This is a genomic window from Cylindrospermopsis sp. CR12, assembly GCF_001432185.1.
Classification (GTDB): domain Bacteria; phylum Cyanobacteriota; class Cyanobacteriia; order Cyanobacteriales; family Nostocaceae; genus Raphidiopsis; species Raphidiopsis raciborskii.
Map to the genome: position 1 here is coordinate 47,664 of NZ_LMVE01000069.1, position 12,071 is coordinate 59,734.

The window sequence follows — 12,071 nt, forward strand, 5'->3', positions numbered from 1 at the left end:
AATTTCAATGTTAACAGTTAGGTGTTATTATTCTGGATCTCAGACACATCCTAGCCTAACTCCAGTTGATCAGACTATTTTTCCAGTAATTTTCTCGACATTTTCAGCAATTAGTCACAGGCATCTCCTTTACTCTATTCTTAACTTACTGAGTACAACCGCAAAATTGGGGAGAATATTCTCCCAAGAATTAACTACCATATTTTATGGGTTTTCACAAGAAAATCTCCCGCCTCGATAACGATTAAATTGTCAATACCACATTTGTTTGTTATAATGTAACCGCATTTCTTTTTGGAAACAAGGTAACGGTAACACGAATGAGCATTAATGTTGTCACTCTGGTGGGACGTGCTGGCGGCGATCCCAGTATCAAGTATTTTGGTGCGACCCGTTAAATGGGAAACCAAGCCCTAGCCTGGAAACCATTACAAGGATGTGGCTGTGTGCCTACTTCACCTTGAAACTTAGCTCCTGAGAGGGTGAGATTTCTAAGCAATGTGAGAAAACTATAACAAATGTCAAGAAATGCTCATAGATTAAAATCTTTAACAAGCTTCTTAGAACTTCAATTCCCTCCTTCTAGATGCCAGAAGATGCAACGCCCCCACTTTTGGGACTGACAATCACCAAGGGTGAAGCGGGGAGTAAAGGAGGTAACTTTGAACCTGGCAAGGAATCCCTCCGAGCAGAGATGGGTATGAGTAAGGTAATCTGAATCTATGTTGGAGCCGTCGTTATTGATATCAGCCTACACAGGTTATTGGCTGTGCCAAAAGGCAAGGATTTGGGCTAGGCAATCCAAAATTTGACCTAGGGCATTCCCGCATAAACCCGGCGGATAGTAGGACTCTAACCCCATCGTCAAGCAGGAGCTAGGAACGGGATAACCCCCCAATTTCTCTCTCAATTTTCTATTGCTGAGTAGGGAGTCACCCGCATGATTTTGGGGGGAGGGATTGGCTCAGAAGCCAAGGCCTTTGGGAAAGCCAAAGGATATGCAGACAGAGCCACAATAACTCAAAATACGTCCCATTGAGTTATTGAGGAGCCGTGTGCGGTGAAAGTCGCATGCACGGTTTTGAAGCAGAGGTAACCAGGGTGACCTGTTTATCGACTGTAACAGTCGGGAACTGTTAAGTGCGATTTGACTTTAGCAGTTAATCGCAGAACTCGTAATAGTGACCAACCAGATTGGTTTAATCTGGAAATCTGGGGCAAAACAGCAGAGGTGGCTAATAATTATGTCCGCAAAGGTGCATTAATTGGTATTAAGGGTTTTCTTAAGTTTGATACCTGGAGCGATCGCCAGACCGGTACAAACCGTTCTAAGCCCGTCATTCAAGTAGAACAACTAGAATTACTAGGTTCTAAACGAGATAGCGAAGCTGGGATGGCTGATACAGCAGCGGAGAACTTTTAATCACTAAAAAGTTAGGCAGACTGGTAAGTTCCCGTCTGCCATCTGTATTTATTCAAGGGCGAACGATGGGACTTGAACCCACGAGTGGTGGAACCACAATCCACTGCCTTAACCACTTGGCTACGCTCGCCACCAACTCTTCTAAATTAACACGACCACATGAAAAAGATCAAGTTCCTTAGTAAAAATTCATCTTTTTTGTTAAATTAATCAGAAAGTACCTCTTTTCCTTAGATATGAAACTCTCTGTGATCATCATATCTCTAAGTGCACTGGCAACAGCTGGTTTGGGAGTAACTATGGCCCATACCAATCCCAGGGAAGTGACTTATCAGGAATACGCAGTTAAAAAAATAACTACTGTTCTCAAGACTGACGGTTGTCAGAAAGTGCCGATTTTCTTGCGCAACCTGGTTAAGTTTGACTGTAATCAGCTGGTTGATTCCGCTAAGTCACAGATTAAGGATGTGGTGGTTGCTACTACAAAAAGACAAAACTATGTTTTGCTGAGTATATATATCACCAACTTAAAAATTCACAACTCCCTACCAGGTTACACTTTTGAGACCCTGGGGGCGTTCAATAGTTTTTACACCTATAGAGTAAAACAGGAGTAGGAAGTAAGAATTTATACATTTACGGTGATGCTCTCAATTTGTTTAGCGGCTTTTTCCCATTGTTTAGCAGTATCTTCATCTTTCCAGTGAGTGCGGAGGTTTTCCGCTTTTTTATGGCAAATTCGTTCTAAGATCTCTAAAACTGCGGCCAGTGTGAGTTGATCAACCAAATGTTCTATAGCGTGGCTTGGTTCATTCATAAAAACCTCTTGTAAAGTATAAAATCTATAAGATCTAATGTCATCAGCTTACCTTTTAGTATCCCACGGTAGTAAGGACTCTCGACCAAACTTAGCCATAGAAGAACTAGCAAGGTTATTGTTTGAGAAACTAAACGCTGGAGAAGATCCAGAAAAGCACCTAGTAGGTGTAGGCACTTTAGAATTCAATAGTCAGCCATTAAGTGGACAAATAAAGGATTTTGCCCAAAAGGCTGTAGTTTGTAATTGCAAGTCTATTCAAGTCATACCTTTGTTTCTCCTACCGGGGGTCCACCTGATGTCAGATCTTCCCATGGAGGTGAAACTGGCCCAAGATTCTGTAGGGAATGACCTCCCCATTAAAATTAAACCATATTTAGGTAGTCATGCCATGATGTGGAAATTATTGGCCGTGGGAATGGCTCAAATATCAGCAGAAGCATTCATTCTTTTAGCCCATGGTAGTAGGCGTGCAAATTCTCATCATCCTGTAGAAACCATTGCCAACAATTTAGGTGCATTTAGCGCCTATTGGTCAGTTTCTCCCAGCTTGGAAGCTAGAGTTATAGACCTGGTGAGTACTGGTTATCAACGGATTGGCATCTTACCATACTTTCTCTTTTCCGGAGGGATTACGGATGAGATTGTCATTATGGTGGAAAGGTTAACATTAAAATTTCCAGAAATCAAGTTAGAGTTAGCCTCACCTTTGGGAGTAACTTCCCAATTAGTTGATATAATCTGGGATTTAGCAATACAAGAGGAATAAATTTTTGGGTAAGGTGTATTTAGTTGGTGCTGGACCTGGTGATCCAGGACTGATGACTCTCAAGGGTAAGGGTTTATTAGAACGTGCTAACGTGGTTGTCTATGATGCGTTGGTTAGTCCACAAGTTTTGGACATGATTAGTCCCCAAGCAGAAAAAATAGATGCTGGTAAGCGGATGGGAAGACATTCACTCTTACAGGAGGAAACTACTCAACTACTTATAGAAAAAGCCCAAGAACATGAAATTGTCGTGCGATTGAAGGGAGGCGACCCTTTTATTTTTGGGCGTGGTGGCGAGGAAATGGCTGAGTTGATAGCTGGGGGAATTAGCGTAGAAGTTGTTCCAGGGATTACCGCTGGTATTGCAGCAGCAGCTTATGCTGGCATTCCCTTGACCCATCGTCTGTATAGTTCTTCTGTGACATTTGTTACTGGACATGAAGCCATGGGTAAGTACCGACCAGCGGTCAATTGGCAAGCAATTGCCCAAAGTTCAGAAACTATTGTGATTTATATGGGTATGCACAATCTTCCCTATATCCTGGAACAGTTGATGGGGGTAGGAATGAGTTCACAAACTCCTATTGCTTTAGTTCGCTGGGGAACTCGTCTGGAGCAGGAAGAATTAATCGGTGAGTTGGGAACCATTATTCAACAAGTGGCAAAAACGGGATTTAGCGCTCCAGCTATAGCTGTTATTGGCTCAGTAGTAAAAATGCATGGTGTTTTATCCGTTCATCAGGGAGTTTTGAAACCGTCTAATTGATGTTTTCAAAAATCACTTTCATTAACTCATCTTGATTGAAGGGTTTACCCAAACAAGCAGTAGCTCCTACTAGTCTAGTTATAATTTTATTGATTAAGTTATTTTTCTTGGTTACTAGGATTATTGGTATGCCTTTTGAAGAGAACTGTTTGCATAATAATAAACCAATACCATAGCTGCTGAGCTTGGGCATGGTTACATCCAGAATAATCATGTCCGGTCTGATGACAGAAACTCCCATCACATCTGGGTCTGTTATATCTATTATGTTAAATATTGTTTGATTTAATAGTTTTCTAATATAGTTTAACAATACTATATTTTGACTAGCACAAGCAATTGTATAGGTTGGGGAAAGATTTTGGGGATCCAGACCAGATTCTTCTCGGGAAACATGGATTTCTGATTTGTACTTTTGCACCAAGGAATTGACGTTCAAGTGGCAGAATTTGGGTAGGGGATCTAAAAAGCTTTGAGGAATAAATTCATAGCTCCCTTGGTCAATTTCAAAAAATGATTCTAAAAACTCTAATACTAATTGTTCAATCAGTATCCCTGCCTCTACAAGGCTAATATACTGCTCATCCACTAACCAGCAAATGGCTAAATAGTCCGCATGGGAAATAGTCTGATTTTGTACACATTGTTCCACAAAATTCTCTAACTGCTCATTAATCCTCATCAGATTAGAATTTTGCCAACTTAACCGCTGCAAATTTCGATAAATCGGCTCCCAGATGTTTTCTGACCGACTAGCGTAAACAAGGTGACCTTCTTGTAAATATATTGACCAGGTTCCAGAAGGGCTAAAAACTTGCAAACAACCGGTGGTAGAGTCGTTGACAATTTTCACTAGTATAGATAGAGGTTGTATTTTTTGAAAAAATCTATATCTATTAATAGGGATAGTAGTTGACATAATTTGTGAGTACGAGTGTAAATACAAAACTTAACAACACCTGTTAATTATTTCCTTTATCTTCTCTCCCCTATTTATAGCAAAATTAGCGTGGAATTTTGCTATGATTTGCACAGGATGCTGGCAAAATGGCAAGAACATCGCAAATCACTATTCACTAATTGTGGTTAAAATTCATCTTTCTATTACGCAAAAAACCCAACGATTAGACCGTTATTTGTCATCTGTAATACCAGATCTATCTCGTTCTCGAATTCAAGACCTAATTGAACAAGGTTATGTCCAGGTAAATGGAAAAGTCTGTTACTCCAAGAATATTACCCTGGATGGGGGAGAATATCTGGAAGTAGAAATTCCCCCAGTGCAAGCTGCTCAACTAGTAGCACAAGATATTCCCCTGGATATTCTCTACGAAGATGAACAATTACTAATTCTCAATAAACCCGCAGGTTTAGTGGTTCATCCAGCACCGGGTCATTTGGAAGGTACGCTAGTTCATGCTCTGTTGGCCCACTGTCCTAATTTACCAGGAATCGGAGGTGTGCAACGACCCGGTATTGTACATAGGCTTGACAAAGATACTACAGGAGCAATTGCCATTGCAAAAACAGACATTGCTTACAAACAATTACAATTACAGTTACAATCTAAGATAGCAAGAAGGGAATATTTAGGAGTAGTTTATGGTGCGCCTAAAAGTGAAAGTGGGACAATAGACCTACCCATTGGTCGTCACCCTCAGCAGCGGAAAAAAATGGCCATAGTTCCAGTAGAGCAGGGAGGTAGAAATGCAATTACTAACTGGCACATTAAAGAAAGATTAGGTAATTATACACTAATTTATTTTCAACTAGAAACTGGGCGTACCCATCAAATTAGAGTGCATAGTGCCAAAATGGGTCATCCTATAGTGGGGGATCCAGTATATAGTTCTGGTCGTTCCGTGGGGGTAAACTTGCCAGGACAAGCGTTACATGCTTGGCAACTGAAACTACAACATCCCACTTCTGGAGAATGGGTAGAAGTAACCGCTCCACTTCCTGATAGCTTGACAAAATTAATCGAGGTTTTACGTCGACGCTGAGAGATTGGCTAAAGATGGAGGAATATGGCGAAATATCTCGAAATGTAAAATTTACAATGTCTAGTTCACATTAGTTAATAATGACCACCCTATCCAGATAGGCCAGGAACATCAATCCAGTTCAGTCTTGATAGATTTTTACGGAATTCTTAAATTAGTATAAAGGGGACAAAATTCGCCAAATTCTGGAAACTTCATGAAGTTATGTAACAAACTCGAGAAACTTTTAGGGGATCTAAGCCTTGTAGATAAAGGGTTTTGGAGGTTTTCTCTCTCTTGACTCATTTATTCATAAATTGTAACAAATAAAGTATCTATGGCATTGTATAAACTAATCAGAAAGGGGTTCAAAACCAGAGCAAAGTTAAATAAGACAACCAATCGGGTTGAGTTAGCTGGCTTCTCATAAAATTCCCTGTGGTTCTCAGAATTTCAGTCTGGAGCTAGACGAAACACCAAGACACAGGGGATAGGGAGAAGGTTGGCGCTAATGAGCTCAAAGTTTTTGATCATTCATCCCCGGTTGTTTTGATCAGCCCATCTCTCAACTAAGTAATTAGGAGATTAGAGTCCATGACATTAGATGTATTTTCCAAGGTTGTTTCCCAAGCTGACGCCAGAGGCGAATTTTTGAGCACTGAACAGTTAGACGCTTTAGCAGCAGTTGTAGCTTCCGGCAGCAAACGTCTAGATACTGTTAACCGTATTACAAGCAATGCTTCTGCTATCGTTACCGATGCTGCTCGTGCACTGTTTGAAGAACAGCCCCAACTAATTGCTCCTGGTGGTAATGCTTATACCAACCGTCGCATGGCTGCTTGTCTGCGCGATATGGAAATCATCTTACGCTATGTTACCTACGCTGCATTGGCTGGTGACGCTAGTGTTCTCGATGACCGTTGCTTGAATGGCTTACGCGAAACCTATATAGCTTTGGGTACTCCTGGTGCATCCGTAGCTGTTGGTGTTGGCAAAATGAAAGAAGCTGCAATCAAGATAGTTAACGATCCCAATGGTATTACCAAGGGCGATTGCAGTCAGATAGTTTCTGAATTGGCTGGCTACTTTGATCGTGCAGCAGCAGCTGTTGCGTAATTACCTATTCAACTACAAGTAGTTCAGAAGCTAGAAATCCTAGTTCTGCTTTATTACTCCCAACAAGATACGAAACCAATCAAGGAGAAAATTAACCATGAAAACCCCCATTACCGAAGCTATTGCAGCTGCTGATACCCAAGGACGCTTTTTGAGCAATACCGAATTACAAGCAGTTAACGGTCGTTTTGTACGTGCTGCTGCCAGCATGGAAGCCGCCCGTGGCTTAACAGCTAATGCTCAAAAACTAATTGATGGTGCTACCAACGCTGTATACCAAAAGTTCCCCTACACCACCTCCACTCCCGGGGCTCAGTATGCTGCTGATTCTCGTGGTAAATCCAAGTGCGCTCGTGACGTTGGTCACTACCTCCGCATTGTTACTTATAGCTTAGTTGCTGGTGGCACAGGTCCTTTGGATGAGTTCCTGATTGCTGGTTTGGCTGAAATCAACGGTGCTTTTAACCTATCCCCCAGCTGGTATGTGGAAGCTTTAAAATATATCAAAGCTAACCATGGATTGAGCGGTCAAGCTGCTAATGAAGCTAATACCTACATTGACTACGCTATCAACGCTCTAAGCTAGATAGATCCTTGCCCGGAGAGGGGTACAAGTGCTGGATGAGAAGATCCCTTTGGGGTTTAGTCAGTTGTGCGTGGGGAAGTGAGATTCCTGCGACTGAATCACCTAGCAGTTGAATCTCGCTCCGGGCATAGTTTTATGTATAAATAACCAAGGGGAAAACAATGGCAATTACAACAGCAGCGTCTAGACTGGGAACAGAACCATTTAGCGAAGCGCGTCGGGTTGAGCTGCGCCCCAGTGCCAGTCGCGAAGAGGTGGAATTGGTTATTAGAACAGCCTATCGGCAAGTATTAGGTAATGACTATATACTAGCTTCGGATAGACTTGTCAGTGCGGAGTCACTTTTGCGTGATGGCAATTTGACCGTTCGTGAGTTCGTAAGAGCGATCGCTAAATCTGAACTCTACAAAGTAAAGTTCTTCTATAACAGCTTTCAGACCAGACTGATAGAGCTGAACTATAAACACCTGTTGGGTAGGGCTCCATTGGATGAGTCAGAAGTGGTATACCACTTAGACTTATATAACAACAAAGGGTACGATGCAGAAATCGACTCTTACATAGATTCAGTGGAGTATCAAAACAACTTTGGAGAAAATATAGTTCCCTACTATCGGGGGTTTGATTTTCAACCAGGGCAAACCAGTGTGGGATTTACACGGATGTTCAGATTATACCGTGGATATGCCAACAGCGACACAGCCCAGGTAGAGGGAAGCAAATCCAGATTAGCCAGGGAACTTGCTGGTAAGAAAGCATCTTCCATAGTTGGTCCATCAGGAAGTAATGACAACTGGTCATTCCGTCCATCAGCAGACAATGCTCCCAAACAGAATTTGGGTAATGCTGTGGGGCAATCTGATCGCGTTTACCGAATTGAAGTAGCAGGTATTCGCAGTCCAGGATACCCCAGCGTGCGCCGCAGCAGCACAGCATTCATAGTACCTTACGAGCGTCTTTCTGACAAGATTCAGCAAATTCACAAACAAGGTGGAAAAATCGTCAGTATTACAGCCACGTAAGGTAAGTAGTTGATATTACCCATGAAGAGGAGATAGAGAGGTAATGTTTGGTCAAACAACACTAGGTGCTAGTAGCGTTTCTTCATCTGCAAGTCGTGTATTTCGTTACGAAGTTGTAGGGTTGAAACAAAACCAAGAAACGGACAAGAACAAATTCAGCATCAGACGCAGTGGTAGTGTGTTTATTACAGTGCCCTACAGTCGGATGACAGAAGAAATGCAGCGGATCAACCGACTGGGTGGCAAAATCGTCAAAATTGAAGCCCTGACAGCAGCAGAATCCTAAATACCTGGTGATGATAGAACCCAGTATATCCGAAGTATCTCCGGAAAGTGGGGCACAGTTGACACCAGAGCAAGCCATAGCTAATCTGCAATCATCAGATTTAAGTCTCCGCTATTATGCCGCCTGGTGGTTGGGTAAGTTCCGTATTAATCAGCCAGAAGCTATAGAGGCGCTAATCAAAGCCTTAACAGATGAAGCTGATAGAACGGAGTTGGGGGGGTATCCACTCCGACGCAATGCAGCCAGAGCTTTAGGTAAATTAGGGAGTTCCCAGGCTATAGAGGGATTGATTAGTTCCTTAAACTGTGAAGACTTTTATGTGCGAGAAGCAGCAGCTGAGTCTTTAGCCATGCTTAACGCCAAAACCGCAGTACCGGAACTGATAAAAATGCTAGGTGGGGGTTTGGCCCAAGCTGTGCAAGTGCCAGGTCGTCCCCATCTAGTTCAACCCTATGAAGCAGTATTAGAGGCTTTGGGTTCTCTTGGTGCGACTGAGGCCATTGGTCTAGTTGAACCCTTTTTAGAGCATTCCGTTCCCCGAGTAAAATGTGCCGCTGCTAGGGCCATGTATCAACTCACCCAAGATTCCCAATATGGGGAATACTTGGTGGAAATGCTACGAAACAGCGACCTGAAATTGCAAAGGGTGATTTTGGGTGATTTGGGGGCAATTGGCTATATAGGTGCTGCGGAAGCGATTTTCCAAGGCAAGGCGGAAAATAGCTTTAAACTCATGGCATTAAAGGGATTGTTGGAACATCATTTAAAAGATGTGTCACAAGGTATTTCTGAGTCAGCAATTCTGGTCATGAATCTTATGGACTCACTTTTATAGTCACTAAGTAGGGAGGCATAATTATTTGTAGGATTGGTTAGTGGTAGGGTAACTCGTGGGGGCGTTGGGTTTCGCACTCCTCAACCCAACCTACGTTCATGTTTAATTCCACTCACCCACTTAGTTCTTATTGACCTTTGAAAAATTACCTAGCATAATGACCCAGGAATTAATTGGTGCATTGGGTGGGGTGGAGCAATTAAATCAGTTAATTGATGCGGTTAATCAGGCTGAAACACCACTTGAAATGGTAACAGCAGTCAGAAACCTAGCTGCTGCCAAAAGTCCCGCTGCTATTGCCACCCTAATTGCCGTCTTTGGCTATAATAACCCACCAGCAGCAGGAGTGGCCCTAGCCGCACTTACCGACTTAGGAACAGTAGCAGTCCCTAGCCTGCTCGCACAAATAGATGATTATAACTATGGCGCACGGGCTTATTCGATTCGCACTCTAGCTGCGATCGCAGATCCCCGTGCTTTAGATGTATTGATCACTGCTGGGGTGACAGATTTTGCGCCCAGTGTGCGTCGTGCTGCAGCCAAAGGGCTAGGAAACTTAAACTGGTCCCAATTGGGGGATAATGAACGTGATTTAGCTATAGAACGAGCTTTGGAGGCACTATTGTTAATTTACCAGGATACAGACTGGTCAATTCGGTATGCAGCCATTGTGGGACTGGAACACCTAGGAAAAACCAGAAGGGAGACAATCTTGAACAAATTCCGAGAAATGATAGCTAATGAGGAAGAAAAAAGTATCAGGATTCGGATTCAATTGGCGACCAGTAAGGTAACTAGAGATAATTAACGATGATTAAAAAGGTAAAAAGATGTCAATACCATTGTTAGAATACTCACCTTCATCACAAAATCAGCGTGTAGAAGGGTATGAAGTTGCAAATGAAGACACACCCACGGTGTACAAGCTAAATTATGCCACATCAGATCAAGAAATTGATGAGATTATTTGGGCATCATACAGACAAGTTTTCAGCGAGCATCTGATTTTAACCAGCTATCGGCAAAAGTTTTTAGAATCTCAACTGCGGAATCGGGCAATTAATGTTAGGGACTTCATTAGAGGTTTAGGAAAATCCGAAGTTTTTCGTACTCAAATAGCAGAAGTTAACTCTAACTATCGGTTAGTAGATATTATCCTGCAGAGATTTTTAGGTAGAAAAGCCTACAATAGGGAAGAAGAGATAGCCTGGTCTATAGTAATTGGCACTAAAGGCGTACATGGATTTATTGATGCCCTATTGGAATCTGAAGAGTACATAAACAACTTTGGTGATGATATAGTACCCTATCAACGGAGAAGATTTGGGTCACGTCCTTTTAATCTGGTAAATCCTCGCTATAGCTCCTATTGGCGAGATACCCAAAGTATGCGTGTCCTAGATTATCGTTCCTTCTACAGTGCTCGCACTTATGGTACCGCCACCTCCGAGGATATTCGGAAATCGATTCCAGCTAACTTCTTTGCCATGGCGGGAAAAATCATTACTCCCGAGCGTAATTACCAAAGAACAATTGCTTCAGTTACTACCCAAATTGGATCCCTGGAAATTCCGGATACATCTAGGGAAGTTTCCACCCCAGAGGTGACTATTAAACCAGTAGCAGTATCTTTACCCTACAGCTATATCCCACCCATCTCCAAAAATTAGTCATTAGTTAACCAACAAAAACAACCCCCTAATATGGCCATACCCCTACTCCAATACAAACCCAGTTCTCAAAATCAAAGAGTAGCTGGTTACGAAGTACCTAATGAAGACACCCCCAGAATTTACCGTATAGAAGATTATGCTTTTACTGGTGAGGTGGAAGAGTTAATTTGGGCAGCTTATAGACAATTGTTTAGCGAACATGTAATTCTCAAATTCTACCGTCAAGGCAATTTAGAATCCCAGTTAAAAAACAAAGCCATCACCGTGCGGGACTTCGTTCGGGGTTTGGCCAAATCCCAAGCTTTTGACGATTTAGTCATTAAGACCAATTCCAATTATCGGTTGGTAGAAATTGCACTGAAACGGTTATTAGGTCGTGCTCCTTATAACAAAGAGGAAGAAATCGCTTGGTCGATTAAAATTGCCACCAACGGTTGGGATGGTTTTGTAGATGCTCTGGTAGATTCAGAGGAATATCAAAACAGTTTCGGTGAAAACATTATTCCTTACCAAAGACGGCGCTACAAAGATAGACCCTTTAATTTAGTTACACCTCGTTACGCCAACTACTGGCGCGATAAGATAGAAGCAGGACGTTACAAGCCTGGTAGCATTAGTGACTTTATGAAAATGGCTGCTTCCGTGAGTATCAGAACTGTCACTTATACACCTGTGAACACAGCTAACATTGCAATTCCTAAGACCACCAGGGAAACAGTACCTACAGGCATACCTGTGTCTATTAGCCCCAGTGCTAACTTCCCCGTCAAATAAATCCCCTAGGTGTGTAACCTAA

General features: G+C 42.4%; 14 protein-coding genes, 1 tRNA gene and 1 pseudogene. 13 read left to right on the top strand and 3 right to left on the bottom strand.

Annotation, left to right across the window (positions count from 1 at the left end):
• Positions 1-1,123: 1,123 nt before the first annotated feature.
• Positions 1,124-1,423, top strand: a pseudogene (gene ssb, locus ASL19_RS08615) (single-stranded DNA-binding protein); the annotation flags it as partial.
• 57 nt (positions 1,424-1,480) lie between these two features.
• Here the strand turns inward: ssb and ASL19_RS08620 are convergent.
• A tRNA-His gene (locus ASL19_RS08620) sits at positions 1,481-1,553 on the bottom strand.
• A 118-nt stretch (positions 1,554-1,671) separates the two neighbouring features.
• Between ASL19_RS08620 and ASL19_RS08625 the strand changes: the two genes are divergently transcribed.
• A complete protein-coding gene (locus ASL19_RS08625; protein ID WP_235528961.1) occupies positions 1,672-2,040 on the top strand; it encodes a DUF4359 domain-containing protein in 369 nt (122 codons plus the stop codon).
• An 11-nt stretch (positions 2,041-2,051) separates the two neighbouring features.
• On the opposite strand, the gene ASL19_RS08630 is transcribed toward ASL19_RS08625, so the two are convergent.
• A complete protein-coding gene (locus ASL19_RS08630) occupies positions 2,052-2,240 on the bottom strand; it encodes a hypothetical protein (RefSeq protein WP_006277650.1) in 189 nt (62 codons plus the stop codon).
• Between the two features lie 37 nt (positions 2,241-2,277).
• On the opposite strand from ASL19_RS08630, the gene ASL19_RS08635 reads away from it, so the two are divergent.
• Complete coding sequence (locus ASL19_RS08635) at positions 2,278-3,009, top strand: sirohydrochlorin chelatase (RefSeq protein WP_057178021.1); 732 nt, start codon at positions 2,278-2,280, stop codon at positions 3,007-3,009.
• A gap of 4 nt (positions 3,010-3,013) precedes the next feature.
• Positions 3,014-3,775: a uroporphyrinogen-III C-methyltransferase gene (gene cobA / locus ASL19_RS08640; protein WP_057178022.1), complete on the top strand. Its 762-nt coding sequence runs from the start codon at positions 3,014-3,016 to the stop codon at positions 3,773-3,775.
• Here the strand turns inward: cobA and ASL19_RS08645 are convergent.
• Positions 3,768-4,694, bottom strand: a complete 927-nt coding sequence (locus tag ASL19_RS08645) for a DUF4388 domain-containing protein (RefSeq protein ID WP_057178023.1) — start codon at positions 4,692-4,694, stop codon at positions 3,768-3,770. The two genes, cobA and ASL19_RS08645, sit on opposite strands and share 8 nt — an antisense overlap.
• A gap of 103 nt (positions 4,695-4,797) precedes the next feature.
• Here ASL19_RS08645 and ASL19_RS08650 point away from each other — a divergent pair, with 103 nt between their 5' ends.
• From ASL19_RS08650 to ASL19_RS08690, 9 genes are all read left to right on the top strand, one after another.
• Complete coding sequence (locus ASL19_RS08650) at positions 4,798-5,778, top strand: RluA family pseudouridine synthase (protein ID WP_181884024.1); 981 nt, start codon at positions 4,798-4,800, stop codon at positions 5,776-5,778.
• 573 nt (positions 5,779-6,351) lie between these two features.
• Entirely contained in the window at positions 6,352-6,873 is a 522-nt protein-coding gene (locus tag ASL19_RS08655; RefSeq protein ID WP_006277655.1) for a phycocyanin subunit beta, read from the top strand.
• Positions 6,874-6,970: 97 nt separating this feature from the next.
• The gene (gene cpcA, locus ASL19_RS08660; protein WP_006277656.1) at positions 6,971-7,459 is read left to right on the top strand and encodes a phycocyanin subunit alpha; all 489 of its coding nucleotides are present in this window, start codon (positions 6,971-6,973) and stop codon (positions 7,457-7,459) included.
• A 161-nt stretch (positions 7,460-7,620) separates the two neighbouring features.
• Positions 7,621-8,481 (top strand): phycobilisome linker polypeptide, encoded by an 861-nt coding sequence (locus tag ASL19_RS08665; protein WP_006277657.1) that lies wholly within the window; start codon positions 7,621-7,623, stop codon positions 8,479-8,481.
• A 43-nt stretch (positions 8,482-8,524) separates the two neighbouring features.
• Positions 8,525-8,767, top strand: a complete 243-nt coding sequence (locus ASL19_RS08670) for a phycobilisome linker polypeptide (protein ID WP_006277658.1) — start codon at positions 8,525-8,527, stop codon at positions 8,765-8,767.
• A 10-nt stretch (positions 8,768-8,777) separates the two neighbouring features.
• Positions 8,778-9,602, top strand: coding sequence for a HEAT repeat domain-containing protein (locus ASL19_RS08675; protein WP_006277659.1), 825 nt, complete (start codon positions 8,778-8,780; stop codon positions 9,600-9,602).
• A 157-nt stretch (positions 9,603-9,759) separates the two neighbouring features.
• On the top strand, positions 9,760-10,410 hold the full coding sequence (locus ASL19_RS08680; protein ID WP_057178024.1) for a HEAT repeat domain-containing protein: 651 nt from the start codon (positions 9,760-9,762) through the stop codon (positions 10,408-10,410).
• Between the two features lie 22 nt (positions 10,411-10,432).
• Positions 10,433-11,272, top strand: coding sequence for a phycobilisome rod-core linker polypeptide (locus ASL19_RS08685; protein ID WP_057178025.1), 840 nt, complete (start codon positions 10,433-10,435; stop codon positions 11,270-11,272).
• A 33-nt stretch (positions 11,273-11,305) separates the two neighbouring features.
• Positions 11,306-12,049 carry a phycobilisome rod-core linker polypeptide gene (locus ASL19_RS08690; RefSeq protein WP_057178026.1) on the top strand — a complete coding sequence of 248 codons (744 nt, stop codon included), beginning with the start codon at positions 11,306-11,308 and terminating at the stop codon, positions 12,047-12,049.
• Positions 12,050-12,071 lie beyond the last annotated feature (22 nt).